Annotated in this window: 21 protein-coding genes; 12 read left to right on the forward strand and 9 right to left on the reverse strand. The window is 70.1% G+C overall.

The window, feature by feature from the left end:
• Positions 1-5 precede the first annotated feature (5 nt).
• The 7 genes from ADL15_RS17490 to ADL15_RS17520 are packed head-to-tail and all read left to right on the forward strand — an operon-like array spanning position 6 to position 6268.
• Entirely contained in the window at positions 6-1385 is a 1380-nt protein-coding gene (locus tag ADL15_RS17490) for a preATP grasp domain-containing protein (protein ID WP_067691730.1), read from the forward strand.
• The gene (gene lysA, locus ADL15_RS17495) at positions 1382-2638 is read left to right on the forward strand and encodes a diaminopimelate decarboxylase (protein ID WP_157441432.1); all 1257 of its coding nucleotides are present in this window, start codon (positions 1382-1384) and stop codon (positions 2636-2638) included. Before ADL15_RS17490 ends, lysA begins: the two co-directional genes overlap by 4 nt.
• A gap of 34 nt (positions 2639-2672) precedes the next feature.
• Entirely contained in the window at positions 2673-2948 is a 276-nt protein-coding gene (locus tag ADL15_RS17500) for an acyl carrier protein (protein WP_232344180.1), read from the forward strand.
• A 6-nt stretch (positions 2949-2954) separates the two neighbouring features.
• Positions 2955-3788 carry a hypothetical protein gene (locus ADL15_RS17505; RefSeq protein ID WP_067691732.1) on the forward strand — a complete coding sequence of 278 codons (834 nt, stop codon included), beginning with the start codon at positions 2955-2957 and terminating at the stop codon, positions 3786-3788.
• Positions 3785-4438 (forward strand): acyl-CoA dehydrogenase family protein, encoded by a 654-nt coding sequence (locus ADL15_RS17510; RefSeq protein WP_067691736.1) that lies wholly within the window; start codon positions 3785-3787, stop codon positions 4436-4438. Before ADL15_RS17505 ends, ADL15_RS17510 begins: the two co-directional genes overlap by 4 nt.
• Entirely contained in the window at positions 4435-5592 is a 1158-nt protein-coding gene (locus ADL15_RS17515) for an acyl-CoA dehydrogenase family protein (RefSeq protein ID WP_067691818.1), read from the forward strand. Before ADL15_RS17510 ends, ADL15_RS17515 begins: the two co-directional genes overlap by 4 nt.
• Positions 5585-6268: a 4'-phosphopantetheinyl transferase family protein gene (locus tag ADL15_RS17520; RefSeq protein ID WP_067691738.1), complete on the forward strand. Its 684-nt coding sequence runs from the start codon at positions 5585-5587 to the stop codon at positions 6266-6268. Before ADL15_RS17515 ends, ADL15_RS17520 begins: the two co-directional genes overlap by 8 nt.
• A gap of 57 nt (positions 6269-6325) precedes the next feature.
• On the opposite strand, the gene ADL15_RS17525 is transcribed toward ADL15_RS17520, so the two are convergent.
• Positions 6326-7405, reverse strand: coding sequence for an inositol-3-phosphate synthase (locus ADL15_RS17525; protein WP_067691740.1), 1080 nt, complete (start codon positions 7403-7405; stop codon positions 6326-6328).
• A 169-nt stretch (positions 7406-7574) separates the two neighbouring features.
• On the opposite strand from ADL15_RS17525, the gene ADL15_RS17530 reads away from it, so the two are divergent.
• From ADL15_RS17530 to ADL15_RS17540, 3 genes are all read left to right on the forward strand, one after another.
• On the forward strand, positions 7575-8726 hold the full coding sequence (locus ADL15_RS17530) for a sensor histidine kinase (RefSeq protein WP_157441434.1): 1152 nt from the start codon (positions 7575-7577) through the stop codon (positions 8724-8726).
• 27 nt (positions 8727-8753) lie between these two features.
• The gene (locus ADL15_RS17535) at positions 8754-9419 is read left to right on the forward strand and encodes a response regulator (protein WP_067691745.1); all 666 of its coding nucleotides are present in this window, start codon (positions 8754-8756) and stop codon (positions 9417-9419) included.
• 113 nt (positions 9420-9532) lie between these two features.
• Positions 9533-11638, forward strand: coding sequence for an MMPL family transporter (locus tag ADL15_RS17540; protein ID WP_067691747.1), 2106 nt, complete (start codon positions 9533-9535; stop codon positions 11636-11638).
• A gap of 52 nt (positions 11639-11690) precedes the next feature.
• Here ADL15_RS17540 and ADL15_RS17545 read toward each other — a convergent pair whose 3' ends face one another.
• From ADL15_RS17545 to ADL15_RS17560, 4 genes are read right to left on the reverse strand one after another with little or no spacing between them, the layout of a single operon-like run.
• Positions 11691-13127 (reverse strand): condensation domain-containing protein, encoded by a 1437-nt coding sequence (locus ADL15_RS17545; RefSeq protein WP_067691750.1) that lies wholly within the window; start codon positions 13125-13127, stop codon positions 11691-11693.
• A complete protein-coding gene (locus ADL15_RS17550) occupies positions 13115-13750 on the reverse strand; it encodes a hypothetical protein (protein WP_157441435.1) in 636 nt (211 codons plus the stop codon). The genes ADL15_RS17545 and ADL15_RS17550 overlap by 13 nt, the downstream gene beginning before the upstream one ends.
• Positions 13751-13800: 50 nt before the next feature.
• Positions 13801-15006: a hypothetical protein gene (locus tag ADL15_RS17555; protein ID WP_157441436.1), complete on the reverse strand. Its 1206-nt coding sequence runs from the start codon at positions 15004-15006 to the stop codon at positions 13801-13803.
• Positions 15006-16346, reverse strand: coding sequence for an MATE family efflux transporter (locus tag ADL15_RS17560; RefSeq protein ID WP_067691759.1), 1341 nt, complete (start codon positions 16344-16346; stop codon positions 15006-15008). The genes ADL15_RS17555 and ADL15_RS17560 overlap by 1 nt, the downstream gene beginning before the upstream one ends.
• A 253-nt stretch (positions 16347-16599) precedes the next feature.
• Between ADL15_RS17560 and ADL15_RS17565 the strand changes: the two genes are divergently transcribed.
• Positions 16600-17685, forward strand: a complete 1086-nt coding sequence (locus ADL15_RS17565; RefSeq protein ID WP_067691761.1) for a calcium-binding protein — start codon at positions 16600-16602, stop codon at positions 17683-17685.
• A gap of 62 nt (positions 17686-17747) precedes the next feature.
• On the opposite strand, the gene ADL15_RS17570 is transcribed toward ADL15_RS17565, so the two are convergent.
• From ADL15_RS17570 to ADL15_RS17580, 3 genes are all read right to left on the reverse strand, one after another.
• Entirely contained in the window at positions 17748-17999 is a 252-nt protein-coding gene (locus ADL15_RS17570) for a hypothetical protein (RefSeq protein WP_232344181.1), read from the reverse strand.
• A gap of 179 nt (positions 18000-18178) precedes the next feature.
• Positions 18179-18586 (reverse strand): PPOX class F420-dependent oxidoreductase, encoded by a 408-nt coding sequence (locus ADL15_RS17575; RefSeq protein ID WP_232344182.1) that lies wholly within the window; start codon positions 18584-18586, stop codon positions 18179-18181.
• The gene (locus ADL15_RS17580; protein WP_232344183.1) at positions 18583-19212 is read right to left on the reverse strand and encodes a TetR/AcrR family transcriptional regulator; all 630 of its coding nucleotides are present in this window, start codon (positions 19210-19212) and stop codon (positions 18583-18585) included. Before ADL15_RS17580 ends, ADL15_RS17575 begins: the two co-directional genes overlap by 4 nt.
• Before the next feature lie 18 nt (positions 19213-19230).
• Here ADL15_RS17580 and ADL15_RS17585 point away from each other — a divergent pair, with 18 nt between their 5' ends.
• A complete protein-coding gene (locus ADL15_RS17585; RefSeq protein WP_232344184.1) occupies positions 19231-20484 on the forward strand; it encodes an epoxide hydrolase family protein in 1254 nt (417 codons plus the stop codon).
• A 182-nt stretch (positions 20485-20666) separates the two neighbouring features.
• Here ADL15_RS17585 and ADL15_RS17590 read toward each other — a convergent pair whose 3' ends face one another.
• Positions 20667-20987: a helix-turn-helix domain-containing protein gene (locus ADL15_RS17590; protein ID WP_067691772.1), complete on the reverse strand. Its 321-nt coding sequence runs from the start codon at positions 20985-20987 to the stop codon at positions 20667-20669.
• Between the last annotated feature and the right edge of the window lie 126 nt (positions 20988-21113).

Consider the following 21113-nt stretch of genomic DNA (forward strand, 5'->3'; position numbering starts at 1 on the left):
ACGTTATGACGACGACACGGGAACCCTTCGTCCGACGGCTGCGGACGGCTCTGCTGGGCACCGCCCGGACTCCACTGGTATTTCTCGGCAACTTCGAGGTGGAGCAGCGGTGGGGAGGTGACGAGCTCGGCCTGCCCCGCATCGCGCTGACCGCCGGCGACGCGATGGTGAACCGGATGGACGAGTTCGCCCTGCTGCTCGCCGGCCCGGACGACTACGTGGTGCTCAAGGACCGGCCCGACCCGGAGCACCTGGCCTATCTGGCGGCGCTCGGGCTGGCCCTGCCGCATCTGCTGATCACCGACCGGCAGGACCCGCACCACACGGTGACCCAGGACGCGCTGGACAGCCCGGCTCTGCTCGCCCGGTTGTCCGCCCTGGCCGGGGTGGCGGCGCTCGTCCCACACGGGGTCTCGGTAGACGAGGAAGCGCTCGCCGCGCGTACCGGGGTGGCGCTGGCCGGGTCGCCGGCTGCCGTCTGCAAGGCGGTGAACGGCAAGATCTACAGCCGGCGGATCGCCACCGAGTTGGGGTTGCGCCAGTCCGTGGGCTGGACCTGCGAGACCGTCGAAGAGCTGGACGAGGCCGTGGAACACGCGCGGGAGCTGCTCGCGGCCGGGCGAACGGTGGTGCTCAAGGACTCGTACGGGGTGTCCGGCAAGGGCCTGCTGGTGATCCAGGACGAGGCACGCCTGGGCCAGATCCACCGGAAGCTGCACCGCCGGGCCGACCGTTCCGGCGATCACCGGCTGGCGCTGCTGGTCGAGGAGTGGGTCGACAAGACCATCGATCTCAACTACCAGTTCACCGTGTTCCGCGACGGCGGGGTGCACTTCGACTTCGTCAAGGAGGCGGTCACCGCCGGCGGCGTACACAAGGGGCACCGGATGCCCGCTGGGCTGACCTCGCGGCAGCTCGCGATCGTGCGGCAGAGCGCCGCGGTGCTCGGCGCCCGCCTGGCCCAGGACGGCTACCTCGGGGTGGTCGGGGTGGACGCGATGCTCGATCCGGAGGGTGGGGTCTACCCGGTTGTGGAGATCAACGCGCGCAGCAACATGTCGACCTACCAGATCGGGCTCCAGGAGCACCTGGTGCCGGCCGGGTGGAGCGCGCTGGCCCGGCAGTACCCGTTGCGCGTGGTGCAGCCGATGCGCTTCGGCGAGGTGCGCGACGCGCTCGGGCCGTTGCTGCTCAGCGGCGCCGGCGAGGCCGGGATGGTGGTGCAGAACTTCTCGACCGTGAACGCCCTGGTACGAGCGGGCACGGGCCCGGCCGAGGGCCGCCTGTACGGCTTCCTGATCGCGCCGACGGCCGGCGAACTGATGGCGATGGACAGCGAGATCGCGGACCGCCTGGCGGCCGTGACGGAAGGAGTACGACGGTGACCGGCGAAGTGGCGATCCAGGGTGTGCCGATGTCCGAACTGGCCGAGCGGTTCGGCACCCCGTTCTACGTGTACGACGGTGACAGCCTGCGCGGGCAGTACCAGGACCTGCGCGAGCGGCTGCATCCGGCGATGGAGATGTTCTACTCGCTGAAGGCCAACCCGAACGTAGCCGTCTGCGCACTGCTCGGTTCCCTGGGTGCCCGCGCTGAGGTGTCGTCCATGGTGGAGCTGCGGACCGCGCTGGCCGCCGGGGTGGCTCCGGGCGACATCATCTTCCTGGGCCCCGGCAAGAGCCGCGCCGAACTCGAGGCGTGCCTGGCGGAGGGCATCTTCGCGCTGGTCTGCGAGTCGTTCGGGGAACTGGCGATGATCGACGAGCTGGCCCGGGAGCGGGGCTGTATCGCCCCGGTGATGTTGCGGATCAATCCGAGCTTCGCGATCAAGGGCTCCGGCCTCACCATGGGCGGCAAGCCGCGTCAGTTCGGGATCGACGAACAGCAGCTCTTCGACGAGGCCGACCTGGTCAAGAACCATCCCGGGGTACGGGTCCTGGGGGTGCACGCCTACATGGGCACCCGGATCCTCGACCCCGAGGTGATCGCCGAGAACGCCCGCCGCATCATCGACCTGGCCGAGCGGCTCGCCGAGCGGCTGGACTTCGTCCTGGAGGCCGTCGACGTGGGCGGCGGCCTCGGCGTCGGCTACTTCACCGGGGAACCGGACCTCGACCCGGCCGCGGTCTCTGGCCTGCTCAACCCGGTGGTCGAGGCGTTCCACGCCGCGCACCCCGGTGCCCGGTTGCTGCTGGAGCTCGGCCGGTACCTGGCCGCGCCGTGCGGCACCTACGTCACCCGGGTGCGGTACGTGAAGACGTCGATGCAGGAGCGTTTCGCGGTGACCGACGGCGGCACCAACCATCACATGGCGGCCGTCGGCATCGGGTCGTTCGTCAAACGCAACTTCCCGATGCGGCTGCTCAACCGGGCCGGTACGGACCCCGGCCCGTGGAACGTCACCGGCCCGCTGTGCACCCCGAACGACACCGTCGGACGCAACGTGGAACTGCCCGAGCTGCAGCCGGGGGACCTGGTCGGTGTGCTGCGCTCCGGCGCGTACGGCCCGAGCGCCTCACCGGTGCTCTTCCTCAGCCACGGCCACCCGGCCGAGGTGCTGGTGGACGGCGGCCACGCCCGCCTGGTTCGCCGCCGCGACACCGTCGAGGACCTGCTCAGGACGCAGATCCTCGGCTGACCACCCATTCCGACCGGCACACAGGAGGACCACCATGACCATGGCTTCGGAAGCCACCGTCGACCGCGCCGCGGTCGTCGACCATGTGATCGACGCTGTCGTCGCCGTGCTGAACCGTGACTCGGTACAGGTCACCGAGCAGACCCGGCTGATGGACGAGCTCGGCCTGGACTCCACGAACGTCCTCGAACTGCTCATGCACCTCGAGGACCGGCTGGACATCATGATCGACTCGGACACGCTGGAGCAGCACCACTTCGAGTCGGTCGGCACCCTCGCCGACTATGTCCTCGAACAGGGTCTGGCCTGACCGGCGATGTTCCTGTCCATTGCCTCGCCGGCGCCGGCTCGTACGGGCCGGCTCCGGCCGGTTCAGGTGATCGCCCGCCGGTTCGGCCCCGACCCGGAGCCGTACCGGGACGATCCGCTGCTCGAGGAATACCTCTCGGACATGACCGAGCTGTACGGCCGCCGGTTCGACCGGGATCGGCACGCGGCCGCCAGCCGGAACTCCTTCACCACGATGGCGGACCAGCTGGTGCGTGACCTCGACCTCGCGGTGCCGGTGGATCTGGTCGTCATCGCGCACTCCACCCCGGACGCCGACCCGCGCCGGGTCACCGCCTGCTACCTCAACGAGCTGCTACACGGTGATCCGCTCGCCTTCGCGGTGTCCGACCAGGGGCCGGTGGCACCGTTCACCGCCCTGCGGCTGCTGGGGACCTACTCCGGCGACTTCCCGGGCTGCCGGGCGTTGCTGCTGGTCCTGGAGCAGACGACGATGTCGTACGAGGTGACCGGGGCCCGCTACCCGGTGCCCGGACACGACATCGGGGTGGCGGTGCTGCTCGAACCGGCCGGCTCCGACGGGGTCAGCGTGCACCAGTGCCCGGACGTGACACCCGCAGCGGCCGGGGCGTTGCTGGACGATGTGGTTCCGGCGGACGCCGTTCTGATCACCGGGCGGGGTATGACTGCCGCACGCCCGTCGGTCCCGGCGCCGGATCTGGGGGCGGCCGGCGTCTGGGCCGAGTTCGCCCAGCGCCGGGCGGATACCGCGGGTCCGATCGCGGTGGCGGACCACGACCCGGTGTCGGGCACCCTCTGCGTCGCGGTCTTCGCCGGTACCGAGCCGGAGGTGCGGTCATGAACGCCGACCAGGCCCGGCGGTCAGCCCGGGCCCACGGGCTGACCGCAACGCTCACCACGATGCACGACACACTGCCGGAGCGGGTCCTGCCGTGCGGCCCGTCCGGCTGCTGCGTGCTGCCCGAACCGGCGCTGCACGACGTCGCCGGGGTCTGGACCGCGGGTACGGTCGCCGTGCTCGACCCGGCCGCCGTCGAACGGCTCGGCAGGGTCGAGACACCGGACGGCCCGCTCGCCGCGGTCCGCTACCGGGGCGCACCGGGTCCGGCCGGCGTTCCGGCACCCTGGTCGGACTGGCTGGCCCGGTTGGCCGGGCTCCGGCTCGGACTGTCCGAGGCGCTGCTCGATGCCACGGTCGCCCACCTCGGCGACCGCCGCGTCGGCGACACCCCGCTGCTGCTGCAGCAAATGATCAAGGGTGCCCTGGCGGACGCGGTCACCGAACAGATCGAGATCAAGATCCAACTGACCGGTACGCCACCGCCGGCCGAGTCCCTGGCTGCCCTGCACCGGCAGATCACCATGACCGACCGGATGCTGCTGCGTCTGCTCGGCGCGAGCGGGTTCACCGCGGACGGGCCGGGCGCGGTGGTCAACGCGTCGGAGTTGCTCGCCGACGCCTGGATCGGTGGAGAGGGGTGGGTACCGTGATCGAACTGGACGACCGGCTCGGCACCGCTCGGGTGCACGCCCGGGACTGGGCGCGCGATCTGCGCGGGACGGCACTGGAACTGGACCGTGATCCGGACACCGTGTACCGGTGCCTGGACAACCCCGCCGTACGGCACCTGTCCCGCATGCTCATCCCGGAGCGGTGGCTGCCGGACCGGACGCTCATCGGCGGATACCGGTTCGACGGTATGACCGCCATGGAACGGGTGGTGTTCGCCGAGGAGATCGCCGCCGGTGACGCCGGCATGTTGCTCGCGTCTCCCGGCGCCTCGCTGTCCGGAGTGCTCATCGATCTGCTCGCCGACCAGGAGCAGAAGGAGTGGTTCTACGGCCGGCTGCTGGCCGCGCCGACCTGGACCTTCTTCGCGCTGACCGAACCTGATCACGGATCGGACGCGGGTGCGATGGGTACCGCGCTGGATCCGGACGGTGAGGGGGGCCTGCTGCTGCGCGGTGCCAAACGCTACATCGGCAACGGCGCCAGGGCTCAGGTCGGCGTCGTCTTCGCCCGGGACCGGCCTGGCCCGCTCGGCGCCACCGCGGTGCTCGTCGACACTGGCGCGCCCGGTTTCAAGGCCGAGCCGATCCCGACGATCGGTCTGCGCGGCGCCCAGCTCAGCGCGATCACCCTGGACGGCGTGCCGGTCCCGGCCGCCCGGGTACTCGGTCGCCACCTCAGCCCCACCCGGCGGGGGGTGTGGAGCGGCGTGCAGATGTTCAACCGGCTACGTCCGGGCGTGGCGGCGATCGCCCTGGGCATCGCCCGGTCGGCGCACGACTACGTCGCCGAGCAGCGCAGTTCGCTGTCCAAGGCCGAACGGCTGCGCTGGGAGCGGACCGGCCGACGGATCGACGGGGTGCGGCAGCTCATCTGGCAGGCCGCCGCGATCGTGGACGCCCAACCGGCCAACGGCCACCTGGCGTCGGCGGCGAAGGCGCGGGCGGCCCGGCTGGCCGAGGAGGTGACCCTGGAGGCGCTGGAGTACTTCGGTCCGGGCGCACGGCTGACCCAGCCGATGCTGGACAAGCTGATCCGCGACGCCCGTGGTGTGGAATTCATGGAGGGCACCGGCAACATCCAGCGACTCAACACCTTCCAGGGTCTCGTCCAGGGCAAAATCGGCCGTGACTGAGCCGGACGGCGTCGACGTCTGGACCGTCCACTTGGACCGGGACGTCGACGCCGCCCGCTGGCTCACCCCTGGTGAACTGCGACGTGCCGCCGCCTTCGGCGACCCGGACGGCCGCCGCCGCTTCGTCGCCGCACACGCCGCACTGAACGGGATCCTCGCCGAGCGCCTCCAACTGGGGCCCACTGCGCTGCCGCTGCGCCGTAGTCCGCAGGGCCGGCCGTACCTGCCCGGCGGGTCACTGCACTTCAGCCTGGCGCACGCCGGCGACCGGGCACTGATCGCGATCGCCGGCCGGCCGGTCGGCGTGGACCTCGACCATCCCCGGCCCGGGCTGGACCCGCAGCGGATGGCCGCACGTTTCTTCGCCCCCGCGGAGGCCGCCCGGGTCGCGGCGGCGGGCACCGGTGCCTACCGCACGTACCTGCGGTTGTGGACCCGCAAGGAGGCATGTGTCAAGGCCGCCGGCGCGCGGCTGGCGCTCGGGCTACGGCTTCCGGTCACCGGTACGGCGGACGGGGCCGTGGTCCGTGATCCGTCCGGCCGGCTTCCCGGCGCCTATGTCGTCCGGGACCTGCCCGTTTCCGGCCCCTTCTGCGGTGCCGTGGCGCTGGCCGGAACGGAGCCCGCGCCCTGCCACCACCGCGAGTTCCACCATGATCTCCAGCGGGCACCGTGACAGACGACGACGGGGGGGAGCCGGACTCCGGCTCCCCCCCCCCCCGTGACCTGCCGATCAGCGTTCGATCTCACCGCGGATGAAGCGTTCGACGGCGTCCCTGGCGGTGGCGTCGTCGTACTGCTCGGGCGGTGACTTCATGAAGTACGCGGAGGCGGAGAGGAGCGGGCCACCGATCCCCCGGTCCATGGCGATCTTGGCAGCCCGGACCGCGTCGATGATCACGCCGGCCGAGTTGGGAGAGTCCCACAGCTCGAGCTTGTACTCCAGTTGCAGGGGCACGTCGCCGAACGCCCGGCCCTCCAGGCGCACCAGCGCGTACTTGCGGTCCTCCAGGAACGGCACGTAGTCGCTGGGACCGATGTGCACGTCGCTGGCGGCCATCTCCCGGGGCACCTGCGAGGTCACGGCCCGGGTCTTGGAGAGCTTCTTCGAGGCCAGGCGCTTGCGCTCCAGCATGTTCATGAAGTCCATGTTGCCGCCGAAGTTGAGCTGGTAGGTGCGCTCCAGCCGGACGCCGCGGTCCTCGAAGAGCTTCGCCAGGACCCGGTGGGTGATGGTGGCGCCCACCTGCGACTTGATGTCGTCGCCGACGATCGGCACGCCGGCCTCGGTGAACCGGGCCGCCCACACCGGATCCGAGGCGATGAACACCGGCAGCGCGTTGACGAACCCGACGCCCGCCTCCATCGCGCACCTCGCATAGAACCGGTCGGCGTCCTCCGACCCCACCGGCAGGTACGACACCAGGACGTCGGCCCCGGACTCGCGCAGCGTACGAACCACGTCGACGGCCTGCTCGTCGGACTCCTCGATCATCTCCCGGTAGTACTCGCCGAGACCGTCCATCGTCGGGCCACGCCGTACGACGACCCCGGACGGGGGAACGTCGCAGATCTTGATGGTGTTGTTGCCGCTGGCGACGATGGCCTCGGACAGGTCCTGGCCCACCTTCTTCGCGTCCACGTCGAAAGCTGCGACGAACTCGATGTCGCCGACGTGGTAATCGCCGAAATTGACGTGCATGAGGCCGGGAACGGTGTCGGTCGTCCTCGCGTTCCGGTAGTACTCGACGCCTTGCACCAGCGACGCGGCACAGTTGCCGACCCCGGCGATGGCTACGCGGACTGCGCCCACGTGGTGCCTCCTTCTCTTTGCGACAGAACCCCATCCAACCGATCCGCTCGTCCCGGTCTCCACCTCGATGTCCTAAACAGGACATCGATGAAGGCAGGCTCTACGCGGGCCCGACCGGACGCCCCTGGCGCGGCATACTGAGGGCCCTCCGCCCGTCGAGGAGTTGCTCGTGCCGTTGTCCACACCCGTTCCGGCCGTCGTCCGATCGCGACTGCGGGTCGAACGGTTGCCCCGCAACGCCACGCTCTGGCTGGACGGGCTGATCGCCGTGGCGGTGTTCGTCGGCACCGCCCTGCCGGTGACGTTCTCCCAAGACGGGAAGTTCTGGCACATACTGGTCGCCGCCGGCGCGTCGCTGCCGCTGTTCTGGCGCCGCAGGGCCCCGCTGCTCACCACGGTGACTGTGGGCCTGGCGATCAGCATCCTCGGGCTGTCGCACCAGTTGCCGCCGCTGCCGTTCGGGCCGCTCGTGGCGACGTACACGTTCGCGTCGCTCAGCCCGTCACCCTGGCGGCAGATCGCCATCGGAGTGCAGGCCGTGGGGGTGGTCGTCTCGCTGGTGGTCCCGGGGGAGGACCCGGCCACCTTCGGGTACGTGGGGATGGCCTACGTGGCGGCGTACAGCATGGGTATCGCCTCCCGGGGTCGCGGCGACCGGATCGCCGTGCTGGAGGAACGCGCCGCCCGGCAGGAGGAGGAACGGGCCACCGCCGCCGCGCGGGACCGCAACCGGATCGCCCGCGAGGTGCACGACATCGTGGCGCACACGGTCGCGATCATGGTGGTCCAGGCGGAGGCCGGTCCGGTGGTGGCGCGTACCGACCCGGCGCGGGTCGAGAAGACCTTCGAGGTCATAGCGGAGAGCGGCCGGGCCGCGATCTCCCAGCTCAGGCGGTCGTTGGCCGCTCTGCGTTCGGCGGAGAGCGATGAGCCGCCAAGCCCGGCGCACGGGGTGGGTGACGTGCCGCAACTGCTCGGTGAGGCGCGCTGGGGCGGCCTGGAGGCGGCGTTGCGCTGGCGCGGGCAGCAGCGGCCACTGCCCTCCGACGTGGATGCCACGGTCTTCCGGGTGGTGCAGGAAGCGCTCACCAACACCATCCGGCACGCGCGGGCGTCGATGGTGGACGTGCTGATCGAGTTCACCCCGCACGACATCCTGGTCACGGTGACCGATGACGGTGTCGGGGCGGTGGACGCCGGAGGGGGATACGGGATGATGGGCATGCGGGAGCGGATCACCGCCTGTGGCGGTGAGCTGAACATCGGATCGGGTCCCGATGGCCGTGGCTTCATGGTGAACGCCGTCCTGCCCACCGAGTGAGTTGCTACGGATCGAGGAGCGGCGCCCATGGTGCGCATCGTGGTCGTCGACGACCAGGATCTGGTTCGGGGTGGCTTCGCCATGATCCTCGACGCGGAGCCGGACCTGACGGTGGTGGGCGAGGCGGCGGACGGCCTGGAGGCCCTGCGGGTCGTGGCCGAGAAGAAACCGGACGTGGTGGTCATGGACATCCGGATGGACGGCCCGATCGACGGTATCGAGGCCACTCGGCGGATCTGCGCCACCACCGACGCCCGGGTGCTCATCCTCACCACGTTCGACGTCGATGAGCACGTGCACGACGCGTTGCGGGCCGGTGCGAACGGCTTCCTTCTCAAGACCATGCGCCGGGCCGAGCTGGTCGAGGCGGTCCGGGTGATCGCCAAGGGGGAAGCGCTGCTCGCCCCGACGGTGACCCGGCGGGTGATCGCCGACCTGCTGCGCCGTCCTCAGGGTGCGATCCGGCCGCCGGCCCTGCTGGACGAGCTGACCGGCCGGGAACGGGAGACCCTGCGTCTGATCGCCCGCGGCCTGTCCAATGCCGAGATCGCCGTCCGGATGACGGTGAGCGACCACACCGTCAAGACCCATGTCAGCAACGTGCTCTCCAAGCTCGGCCTGCGGGACCGGGTGCAGGCGGTGGTGTTCTCGTACGAGGCCGGCCTGATCAGTCCCGGTGAGGACCTGGACTGAGTCGTCTCCCCCACGCGGGGGAGAACGGATTTCGCTCTCGTCGGCGATTCGCTGGAGAGCCCGCTTCACCAGGATGAGATCACATCGATCTTTCGGTCCTGAGGAGCTTTGTAATGATCCGTGTCGTTACCCGTTTCGCCCGCCGGCGTCCCGCCGTCGTGCTCGTCATCTGGCTGGTGATCGCGGCGGCCGGATTTACCGTCGGCAACGGCGTCTTCGCCCGGATGACCACCACCGTGGGCGCCATCGCCGGGAGTGAGTCGCAGCAGGGCGCCAAAGCGATGGGTGATGCCAAGCTGGCGCCACCTGTGATCAATGCGGTGATCTCCGGTGGCTCGGCCACCGACCCCGCCTTCCGCGGCAAGGTCTCCACCGCGCTCACCGGGCTGCGCGCCATCGACGGCGTGCTGAACGTGACCGACCCGTTCGGCCCCGAGGCTCCGGCCGCCACCGACGGTGCGGCCGTCCTGGTGAACGTGGAACTGGCGCACCAGGGCGATCTGCTGGCCGACAAGGTGCAGAAGCAGCTGACATCCATCGACGGGGCGACCGTGGTGGTCTCCGGCGGGCCGCTCACCGACCGCGAGTTCAACAACCAGGCCACCTCGGACACCCGGCGGGCTGAGATCATCTCCGCGCCGTTGCTGCTGCTGTTGCTCCTGCTGGTCTTCATGTCGCTGGTCGCCGCCGGGTTGCCGCTGCTGATCGCGCTGGTCGGCGTCGGCGGTACTTTCTCCACGCTGCTGGTGATGAGCTTCTTCACCGACGTGTCGATCTACTCGATCCAGGTCACCACGATGCTCGCCATCGGTCTCGGGGTCGACTACGCGTTGCTGATGGTCAGCCGGTTCCGGGAGGAGCGGGCAGTGACCGAGGACCCGGCGGAGGCACTCGTACGGGCCTCCGAGCGGGCCGGCCGGACGATCGTCTTCTCCGGGCTGACCGTCGCGGTCAGCCTGGGAAGTCTGGTGGTCTTCGCCGATCCGTTCCTGCGGTCGATCGGCGTGGCCGGCGCCGCCGTGGTGCTGATCGACATGCTCGCCGCCATCACCCTGCTCCCCGCGCTGCTCCAGATGCTGCGCAACAAGATCAAGCCGGCCCGGGGACGGAAGGAGCGCGGTCGCTCGTTCGCTGCGGTCGCCCGAGGTGTGCAGAAGATGCCGGTGCTGACCCTGGTGGTGGTGCTCGCGGGCCTGATCTTCGCCGGTCTGTCGGCGACCAACCTGCGGCTGGACACCAGCAACCCGAAATCGTTGCCCGCCGACAGCGCCACCCGCCGGCTCACCGAACAGCTGCGTGAGCACTTCCCGGCACTGGCCGGGCCGAGCGCGATCACGATCGTGACCCGGGCCTCGGCCGACAGCCCCGAACTGGCGGAGTTCCGGCAGCGGGTCGCCGCGGTGCCCGGTGTGTCAGCGGTGAACCTGGGGCGCAGCGGCGGCGGGCTGACCGTCCTGCAGGCCACCCCGAAGAACCCGACGAGCGATCCGGGCACCGCCCGGGCGGTCCGCGACATCCGCGATCTGGACGCACCCTTCACGGTGCAGGTCACCGGGGATGCCGCCCGTCTGGTCGACTACCAGCAGCAGCTGCGGGACCGCCTTCCGCTCGCCGGTGGCATCGTGTTGCTGGCCACCTTCATCCTGCTGCTGGCTTTCACCCGGTCAGTGCTGATCCCGTTGAAGGCCGTCCTGACCAACCTGCTGAGCCTGTTCGCCGCGCTCGGTGTCGTGGTCTGGGTGTTCCAGGAGGGGCACCTGGTCGGCCTGCTCGGCGGTGAGCGGCTCGACGGCATCGACCTGACCGTGCCGGTGGTGGTCGCGGCGATCGCGTTCGGTCTCTCCACCGACTACGAGGTCTTCGTCCTCTCCCGGATCCGCGAGCGGCGCTTCGCCGGCGTGGCCCCGGACCAGGCCGTCCAGGAGGGTCTGCAGCGCAGCGGTGGCATCGTGACGGCCGCCGCCCTGCTCCTGGCGGTCACCTTCGCCGGGTTCATGACCGGGGGCTTCGCCCCGATCAAGGAGGTCGGTCTGGGCCTGGTGCTGGCCGTCGTGATCGATGCGGTGATCGTCCGGATGCTGCTGGTCCCGGCGACGATGGCGATTCTCGGGCGCGCCGCGTGGTGGGCGCCCCGTTTCCTGGGTGGCCGGCCGCTGGTCCCCTCCGCTCCGGTCACCCCCGACCCGGAGCCGGAGTTGGCGGCCACCACCCAGCGATGAAAAACCGGGGCGGGGCAGCGTCCGCTGCCCCGCCCCGGCCGGTCGGATGCGATCAGTGCGAGGCCACCGTGCCGCGGTGCAGACCGGCGGCCTCGCCTACCTCGGAGAGGAGCAGATCGGTGTCGAGCAGGCGCAGCAGCAGCCGATCCACTCCGGTCAGGACCGCACGCAGGAGATCCGGGGGGAGCAGGGTGGTGTCCGCGAGCAGCGTCCAGCGCAGCTGTCCCGGTGCGTCGAGCACGTCGCCGACCTCCATGAAGAACGACGAACCGGCCGCCCGCCGGTCGGTCCACCGGAAGCCCGGCTCGGCGAGGGCCCGCTCCACCACGTCACGGTCGAGGGGTCCGGCGGCCGGCGGCGTCTCCGGTGCCCCGCGCATGTCGTTGAAGAAGCACCGGATCTCCGGCTCGGCGCCGCGTTCCCGGCTGACCTCGGCCAGCACCGCCCAGCCGTCCACCGGGTCGAACCGGCCGTGCCGGAAGGTCCGTACGGCCGTGCTCCAGCAGCGCCGGACCAGGTCGGAGAAGGCCGGTCCGGTCAGGTCGACGACCGCCGGCATGTGCTGGGTCAGGGTGCCGACCGAGGCCCGTTGTGGTGCTGTGGTGCGGTTGCCGGTGACCAGGAGCAGACCGCACCGGTCGGTTTCGGCGACCACGCCCAGCAGGGCAGCGGTCACCGCGAACGCGATCGTGGCCGTGCTGGTGCGGTACCGGTCGGCGAGCAGGCCCAGCATCGGCGCCGAGACCGGCGAGTCCAGGACACCGCGCCAGAACCGGGGCTCGGCCGGGGTCACCGGCCGGATCGCGGCGAAATTGTCGAGCGGGACCGCGTTCAGCTGCCGGCGCAGATGTGCCACGGCGGCGTCGCTGACCGTCCGGCCCCGCGGGGAACGCTCGAAGACGGCGAGGTCCGCGGGATGAACCGACTCGGGAGTCTCCGGGTCTGGACGGCCCGCTGCCCGGCAGGCCAGCATCTCGGCGAGCACCCGCGCGGCCAGGCGGCTGCTCTGCAGATCGGCCACCAGGTGGGCGATGCAGAGCACCAGCGCCCGGGGCACACCTCGGTGCACGCAGACCAGCACCCGCATCGGCAGATCCCGTTCGTGGTCGAACGGCGTCGCCTCGAGGTGTACGTCCAGGTTCCGGGCGGCCGCCGCGAACTGTTCGGCCGGGCCGTCACCGGAGAAGACGCCGACCGGGATGCTGCCGCTGTCGAGCACCTCCTGGACCAGCCGGCCGTCCCGTCGTGGAAACCGGGTTCGCAGCGCCTCGAAGCGGCCGGCCAGCGCACCGACAGCGGCACACACCATGGCCAGGTCCACCCCCGCGGGGATCAGCACCGGCACCGTGACGTTGTAGGCGGTGCCCGGCGGCATCCGCCGGATGTCCCGTTCCACGAGCATCTGGCCCCACGTCAGGTGCTGGGTGATCGTCCGGGAGCCGGTGAAGGACGCGGGCTGCCAGCGCACGGCGTCGATCAGGCCGGACATGACGCGTAGCCCTCCAGCGTCCGGACCGCGGCGTCCCGACGGTTCACCAGGTAGACCTCGTTCCACCGGCCCTGATCCGCATCGGACGCGTGCGGGCCGAGGAATCGTGCGGTGACCGAGGCGCGGTAGGCGGCCCAGGTGGTGGCCGGGCTGACCAGCCGGCTGGCGGCCGGTACGGTCCGCGCCGGTTGTGCAGGCAGGACGTCACCGGTGAGCAGAGCGTCGGCCCAGCTCTCCTGCTCGTCGAGGGCAGCGAGCACGGCGTCGAATGGCAGCTCGCCCAGCTCGGTGACCGCCACGGCGCGGCTGCGGAACGCGGCCGCCGCCACCGGGCCGAAACGCTCGATCGCGATCGCCACCGGCAGCATCGCCCGCGGTGCGAACCACTCGCAGCCGAGGACGGCCAGGGTGGGCAGGCCGCCGGTGTCCGGGTCGTCCGCCGCGACGATCCGCCATTCGGCGAAGGGCAGCGCGATGCCCGCGGACTGGAACCGGTCCGCGTCGGCGCCGCAGTCCGGACAGGACATGATCCTGACCGCCATCGGAGGCGCGGGCGGACGGATCACCCCCGGCGGCTGATCGGCCGGGATGAGAAAGTGCGCCGCCACTTCACGGCGCGCCATCCGTTCGACCATGCTGTCCAGGGCCGGGCCAGGTGTCGTGGCAAGTGTCGTCAAAGTCGGGTGTCCTCTCCACGGGCGTCAGCCGGAACACCGGCCGCGACGAAGGGATTCGGGCTCCGGCGGTGCAGGCTGAGGGTGACCGCCGCCGCGCCGAGGTCGATCAGGGCCGTACGGTCGCTGGTACCGAGCGCCGTACCGTGCGGGCCGGTCAGCCCGGAGTCCACCCAGGACGACACCGCGGCCCGGATCCGTGCGGGGACCGCCGGTGCGAGCGGGACGGGCAGGTCACGGCGTACCGCTGCGGCACCCAGGCCGAGCAGGTATCCGGCGGCCCAGATCTCCAGAGCGGCCCGTGCCGCAGGCGGCGGGCCCGGCAGGCCGTCCAGGTGCGCCACGAACGCTGTGGTCACCTCGTCCGGGCTGACCCCGACCAGGTCGCACCAGTCCTCCCAGTACCAGCAGAACTCGTTGCCGCCGGGCTCGCCGGTATCCGGCCGGAGCAGCCGGATGAGGCAGCGAGAGTCCTTGACCCGTACGACGTACTCGTCGTGGGACCGATAGCGAGACCGTGACGCCAGGGTCCCGTCGATCCGGGGGTCGACGTCCCAGTGCGTAGCGGACGGCACCGGTGGCGCCCACACCGTGGCATGGTGCCGCCCGCCGTGCCCGTCGATCAGTGTCGGCAGGCCGCGGTTGTCGACCAGATGAGGCACCGATGCCAGCAGGGGTACTCCACGTTCCCGGCAGTACCGGGAGATCATCTGGTCGTCGTCGGTGACCTCGTCCGGGATCGGCGCCAGATAGCCGGCCAGGTCCGCGGCGACGCCGGTCGGCAGCAGGAACGCCAGCGCGGGCGTCCACTCCATCGGCGACAGTGGCGCCCACGGCGAACCGGCGACCGCGGCCAGCCGGGACAGGTAACTGTTCTGCGGGCTGCTCCAGTCGGTGTACAGGGCGATGCCGTGTGCCGGACGGGACGCGATCGCGGCGACCACGTGCGCGGCGAAGTCGTCACAGAGCCGGGCGTCGTCCTGCAGCACGAGGTGATGGGTGGCACCCTCGGCGATCGAGGCCCAGGCGACCTTCGCGGTCCGTAACGGGCTGCGCGCGGCGTCGGGGTCCGGGTCGTGCACCACGCGCGCGGACAGCGGCCGGCATGCCTCGACGATGGTTTCCAGGTCTACGTCCCGGGCCGGGTGATGCATGATCGTCACGCTGAGGCGCACGTCTCGCGCCTGCCATCCCGGACGGGTCATCAGGTGTCCACCCGGCTGATCCGGCGGACGTGCCGCCAGGTCAACAGTGGGACGAGCAGCATGCCGCAGGCGTTGAGCACCGCGATCGTCCAGTACAGCGCCGACGGATCCTGCTGGGTCCGGGCCAGCGCGCTGCCGACCACCACCATGCCGCCGAAGTAGGGCACGTTCAGCAGCAGTGCGATCAGGCCGCCGCCGACCTGTTCGAGAAGCAGCAACGTCATCACGTTCAAGCCCAGGCCGAGGTAGGTCAGCCCGACGATCCCCAGGAACCGTCCGGTCTCCGACGCCACCACCGGGTCACCGGTCAGCGCCGTGGCCAAGGGCTCCCGGCACAACCAGATCGCGGCGGCCAGCACCGCGTACACCGCGGCGGTCAGTCGCAGTCCGGATCCGAATGCCGCCGGGCCGTCGCCGGGCCGTCCCGCACCCCGCAGCTGGTTCAGCACGATCGCGGTCGCCGAGCCGAGCGCCGAGGCGGGCACGATCAGCAGGTTCTGCAGTGCGCCGGCGGCCGAGTACCCGGACACCACGTGTGGCCCGAACGGGCTGAGCGCCCACAACAGGCCCGCGTTCGCGACCGCCATCACCACGAACGACGCCGTGACCGGCAGCCCGGTCCCGGTCAGCCGCCCGACCGCCTCCGGACGCCAGACCAGTGGTCCGCTCGCCGTCCAGAGCCCGCAGCGGTACACCTGCACCACGCCGACGGCCAGCGCGGCCACGCCGCCGATCGTGATCGCGACCGGAAGCGCGTACACCCCCAGGTCGGTACCGAAGCCGAGAACCGCGACCCCGCCCACCTCCAGGACCGCTCCGGTCAACACCACGGCAGCCGCGGAGCCCGGCCGGCCGTAGCCGCGCAGGCTCGACGAGAGCAACACGGTCGGGAAGAAGATCAGGTTGGCCAGGCAGGCCCAACGGGTGAAGGCGACGAAGTCACCGACCGAGGCATCCGGGACGTTGAGCAGCGCCGCGAGCCAGGGCGCCGCCACGATGAGCGCGAGGCTGACGGCACCCCAGACAGCCGCGCCGACGCGGGCCATGCTGGCGGCGACCGGGAGGACGTCCTGTGGCCGGCCCGCCCCGCGGCTCACTGACGCCGCGACCTGGTTGCTGACGTCGAAACCCACCTGAACGGCGGCGAAGAGCAGGGCCAGGGGTACGTACAGCGACCGCACGTACATCGCCTCGGCACTGATCCGAGCCATCAAAGCGATCACCACCACGGGCACCAGCACACCGGCCGTCTCGCCGAGCGCGATCGTGGCGGCCAGGCGACGGATCCGGGCCTGGCCGTCCCAGACGATCGCGGTCGTTGCATCTTCCGTGGTGCTCACGACGGTGCCACCGCCGATTCGCCGGCATTCGGACGTACGGGCATGACCCACCCCCATTTTTGGGCTCCCGGAGACGCACCGACCGTAGGTCCGCGTGAATCGGGCTCACAAGCTGCCCAATGGGCTATGCCCAGGGGATGCGCTCTCCTGCCCTTCGGCGGTGCGCGCGCTCGTACCACATGATGTAGATCTTTCCTTCGATGCGTCGGAACGGTACCGTTCCAGCACTGAGCCACGCCCTGAAAGGATCACCATGCCCCGCATCACCCGGCTGGCGACTGTCGGAATCGGCCTTCTCACTGTGGCTACGGCCGGGACGATCGCCTCGCCCGCGCAGGCGGCAACCGGCGGCGTCGCCTCGGTGACATCCAGCACGAGGGTCCAGTACAAAGCGGCGAGCGGCAAGCAGAACAAGGTTGTGATCACGCGAACCGGCAACACGATCACGATCGACGACAAGGTCGCGGTCAACGCCGGTAAGGGCTGCAAGAGGGTGAAGGGCGACAAGACCAAGGTCACCTGCACCACGAAGAAGGCACCCGGCCGGGTCACGATCTACACCTACGACCGCAACGACATCATCACCAACAACTCCGACGTACGGATGTTCGCGTTCAGCGGCACCGGCAACGACATAGTCACCGGCGGCTCCCGGGGCGACGCGATCCAGACCGGCAGCGGGAACGACCGGGCTGACGGCCGGGGCGGCAAGGACACCCTCTGGGGCCTGACCGGCAATGACACCCTGCGCGGTGGCACCGGCGACGACCAGCTGTGGGGCCTGGAGGGCACCGACGTGCTCGTCGGTGACACGGGTGGCGACATGCTCGAAGGCGGGCCGGGCCGCGACCGTCTCGACGGCGGTGCCGGCAACGACTCCCTCAGCGGCGACGACTGGGAGCAGGCGAGGGCGGCGGACGTCCTGCTCGGCGGCACCGGCACCGATCTGGTCAGCTACGCCGGCTACACCAAGGCGGTAGCCATCGACGCTGACGGCGTCAAGGGCGACGACGGGCAGGCCGGTGAGCACGACACCATCGGTGCCGACGTCGAGGCACTCTTCGGCGGCTCGGGCAACGACCGGATCACCGGAAACGCCGGGAACGGCTCGCTGATGGGCTGTGACGGCAACGACGTGATCCACGGCGGCGCCGGCAACGACTGGATCGTCGGTGGCGAAGGCAAGGACAAGGTCTACGGCGACGCCGGCGACGATTCCCTGGACGGCGGCGACTATGACAAAAACGTCGTCGACCTGCTGAACGGCGGCGTCAACGACGCCTACGGCGACCACTGCGAGAAGGCGCCTAAGGACACCCTGGTCGGCTGCGAGAACTGATCGCGGACAGGGTCCCGCGCTCGTCTCCGGCGTCCTGGCTGTTCAGAACTAGGTGACCGTATCTATTCTTCGACGGTCCAGGAGCGCCCCACCTCGACATATGCGGCGTCTGCCCGATCGACCACCAGGATGGTCTCGCCGGTGCGCCGGGTGCGCGGCGTGAGGTGATCGACCCCGAGCACGTGGACAAGTTCTCCGCTGGTGTCATCCCGGAGGCGCGGGACACCGACGAGCTCACCGTCGCGGATCGACCCGACAACGATCAAGCCATCCCGCGCGGGTATGTCAAATACCTCGGTGATGTGGAACCGCATCGCCGTCATGGCGGGGCGGGCACGCAACAGGCAGTCATGCGATCCATGTGTTCCGTGTGTGATCGGGCGGGCAGATCGCCCTGGACTCGACACTGCTGGTCAGCGGTGGGTGTTATCGGGTGCTGGCGGTCACTGCTGGGGTCGGCTCGGCGGGTCGGCGATTGACGCACCCTCAGGGATCAGGGCGTATGCACCTTGTCGACCTTGATGGTGAGGAGGACGCGCTGCTGCTGACCGCCGCCGAAACCGGGGTACGGGCGGCCGATGTACTTCTGGGACAGCTCGTCGATGTTTTCCCGGGCGCCGTCCGTTGTCGCGTCCACGACCGTGCCGCGCAGAGCCCAGGACCGCGACGGTGCGGCAGGGTCGGCGATGCCGATGGCGATGCGAGGGTCACGTTTGATGTTGCGGGTCTTCTGGTGGGTGTCCACTGTGTTGATGAGTACGTGTTCGCCGTCCGTGCCGGCCCAGGTCTGCGAGATCTGCGGCGATCCGTCGGGCATCAGCGTGGTCACGAAGCAGATCGCCTTGGCGTTGAGGACCTGGAGCAGGTCGTCGGGCAGAGCCATGATGGGCTGGACCTTCATTTCTTCTCTTTGTAGAGGTGGTCGATGACCGTCTCGTCCGGCGGGTCGCCGGACAGGTCGGCGTGGCGCAGGCCGGCCAGAGCGATGGTCAGGGCGCGGCGCCACAGCTGCGGGGCGAAGCCGCGGGAGGCGTCCATGACACTGCCCACCATCACGTGCACGGCGGCGAAGTCGGCGGGGGTTGCTCCGGCCGGCAATTGACCCGCACGGACGGCGCGGGCGATGAGCTCCGCCACGAGCGGGGTCATCCGATCGTGGGCCCGCTGCACCGCTGCGGTGGCCTGGCTCCGGCTGCGCAGCAGCTCCCCGACGCCCCGGCTGCGCGCCTCGATCTCGAGTTGCTGCTCGAGGAACCAGATGAGCCCGGCCCAGGCGTCGTCGCGCTGCGCTGCCTGCTCGGCAAAGCCGATCACCGTGTCGATGTGGTCGTTGAACAGGGCGTTCAACAGGTCCTGCCGGTCCGGGAAGCGGCGGTACATCGTGCCCATCCCGGTGCCCGCGGCTCGGGCGATGTCTTCGTACGAGACGTCCAGGCCCTCGGTGGCCATCAGCTCGTACGCCGTGCGCAGCAATAGTTGGCGGTTGCGCTCAGCGTCGCGGCGCAGGGGAGGAGCCGGGTCGGTCACGTGATCGACCCTATCTAAGTGGAAGAAGAATTCCAAGTTGAATTTATCTTCCACTTACTGGCTAGACTGGCGCTCCCTCGATATCGAGCACTCCAGGAGCACTTGATGAAAACCAGCGACACCGTCGAGCCGTTCACGGTCGCGGTCTCCGACGACGATCTGCAGGACCTGCTGCGTCGCCTCACCGCCACCCGATGGCCGGACCGCGAAACCGTCCAGGACTCGAGCCAGGGACCGCAGTTGGACCGCATCCGAGCCCTCTGCGACCACTGGGCCACCGGCTACGACTGGCGCCGCACCGAGCGGGCCATCAACAGCTTCGGCTCATCCCGCACCGTTCTGGACGGGATCGGCATCCACTTCCTGCATGTGCGCTCGGCTGAGCCCGGTGCGACGCCGCTGCTGCTGTGCCACGGCTGGCCCGGCTCCATTCTGGAATTCCGGCAGCTGATCGGCCCGCTGACCGATCCAGTTGCACACGGCGGCAACGCCGAGGACGCCTTCCACGTCGTGATCCCCTCCATGCCGGGCTTCGGGTTCTCCGACAAGCCCACCACTGCCGGCTGGAACATCTCCCGGACAGCCGACGCGTGGATCACCCTCATGCAGCGGCTGGGTTACGACCGCTGGTTCGCCCAGGGCGGCGACTGGGGTGCGGCCGTCGTCGAGCAGATCTCCCGCAAGGCACCCGAACGGTGCAGAGCCGTGCACTTCAACCTTCCGCTGGTGTTCCCCACCGCGCAGGAGATGAGCGAGGCGACGCCCGAGGAGCAGCAGATGATGGCGCACGCTCAGCGCTACCAGAGCGAGCTGGACGCTTATGCCCGGGAGCAGGCGACCAGGCCGCAGACGATCGGCTACTCGCTCGCCGACTCGCCGGCCGGACTCGCCGCGTGGATCTACACCCTTTTCCAGGACGTGTCCGACAGCGACGGGCATCCGGAGAAGGCCGTCGCCCGTGACGAGATCCTCGACGACATCATGCTCTACTGGCTTCCCAACTCCGCGGCGTCGTCCGCCCGCCTTTACTGGGAAGAGCGGTTGAGTAGCGCCACGGACACCGGTCCCTGGGAGCCCAACCCCGTCCCCGCCGGGTTCAGCATCTTCCCTGGCGAGGCGGTCCAGGCATCCCGGCGCTGGATCGAACGACGCTACGCGACCGTGTTGCACTACGCCCAGCTCGATCGCGGTGGCCATTTCGCCGCTCTCGAGCAGCCGGGCCTGCTCATCGAGGAAATCCGGATGACCTTTAGGTCAGCGCCACCGGCCTGACCTGCGAAGTGGCGGGTTTGACATGCGATCACCGCCGGAGGAGTCCGTCGCTGACGGTATGCGTGGATGGTCGATGCATCTGATCCCATGGGCGACGGACATCCGTGACCGCAGGCCAGCTGGGGCCTGCGGCGCATGGTGCCGTTCCGCGAGCAGTGGATACGGCGAACGGTCCTTGGGGGTCAGGCAGCGTCCGCGTGCTGTCGGTGCTGGTAGCTCTCGTTGAGCCGGAGAGCGTCGTCGAGTTGGTTCTCGAGGATGATGACCCGGCAGGCGGCTTCCAGGGCGGTGCCGTGGTCGACCATCTCCCGGGCCCGCGCGGCGAGGCGCAGCTGGTAGCGGGAGTAGCGGCGGTGCCCGCCGGCGGATCGGAACGGGGTGATCAGCTTCGCCTCGTCGAGGCGGCGCAGGAAATCCTGCGAAGCGCCGGTGATCTCCGCGGCGCGGCCCATCGTGTAGGCGGGGTAATCCTCATCGTCGAGCATGTCATCCGGTTGAGCCATACAGGGACCTCCATGACGAGGGCCCCGGCGCAGAAGCGCCGGGGCCCAGGGTTACGGGTTTACTACACCATCTACCAACAGGTTCGTCGGCTTGTCGTATCCGCACCGGCCGCGAACTTCAGCGGC

It is taken from the genome of Actinoplanes awajinensis subsp. mycoplanecinus (genome assembly GCF_001509495.1).
GTDB classification, from domain to species: domain Bacteria; phylum Actinomycetota; class Actinomycetes; order Mycobacteriales; family Micromonosporaceae; genus Actinoplanes; species Actinoplanes palleronii.

Coding starts and splice junctions, on each gene's coding strand:
- ADL15_RS17490 (WP_067691730.1), top strand. CDS start 6: ATGACGACGACACGGGAACCCTTCGTCCGACGGCTGCGGACGGCTCTG.
- ADL15_RS17500 (WP_232344180.1), top strand. CDS start 2,673: ATGACCATGGCTTCGGAAGCCACCGTCGACCGCGCCGCGGTCGTCGAC.
- ADL15_RS17505 (WP_067691732.1), top strand. CDS start 2,955: ATGTTCCTGTCCATTGCCTCGCCGGCGCCGGCTCGTACGGGCCGGCTC.
- ADL15_RS17510 (WP_067691736.1), top strand. CDS start 3,785: ATGAACGCCGACCAGGCCCGGCGGTCAGCCCGGGCCCACGGGCTGACC.
- ADL15_RS17535 (WP_067691745.1), top strand. CDS start 8,754: ATGGTGCGCATCGTGGTCGTCGACGACCAGGATCTGGTTCGGGGTGGC.
- ADL15_RS17540 (WP_067691747.1), top strand. CDS start 9,533: ATGATCCGTGTCGTTACCCGTTTCGCCCGCCGGCGTCCCGCCGTCGTG.
- ADL15_RS17545 (WP_067691750.1), bottom strand. CDS start 13,127: ATGTCCGGCCTGATCGACGCCGTGCGCTGGCAGCCCGCGTCCTTCACC.
- ADL15_RS17550 (WP_157441435.1), bottom strand. CDS start 13,750: ATGGCGCGCCGTGAAGTGGCGGCGCACTTTCTCATCCCGGCCGATCAG.
- ADL15_RS17555 (WP_157441436.1), bottom strand. CDS start 15,006: ATGACCCGTCCGGGATGGCAGGCGCGAGACGTGCGCCTCAGCGTGACG.
- ADL15_RS17565 (WP_067691761.1), top strand. CDS start 16,600: ATGCCCCGCATCACCCGGCTGGCGACTGTCGGAATCGGCCTTCTCACT.
- ADL15_RS17570 (WP_232344181.1), bottom strand. CDS start 17,999: ATGCGGTTCCACATCACCGAGGTATTTGACATACCCGCGCGGGATGGC.
- ADL15_RS17575 (WP_232344182.1), bottom strand. CDS start 18,586: ATGAAGGTCCAGCCCATCATGGCTCTGCCCGACGACCTGCTCCAGGTC.
- ADL15_RS17590 (WP_067691772.1), bottom strand. CDS start 20,987: ATGGCTCAACCGGATGACATGCTCGACGATGAGGATTACCCCGCCTAC.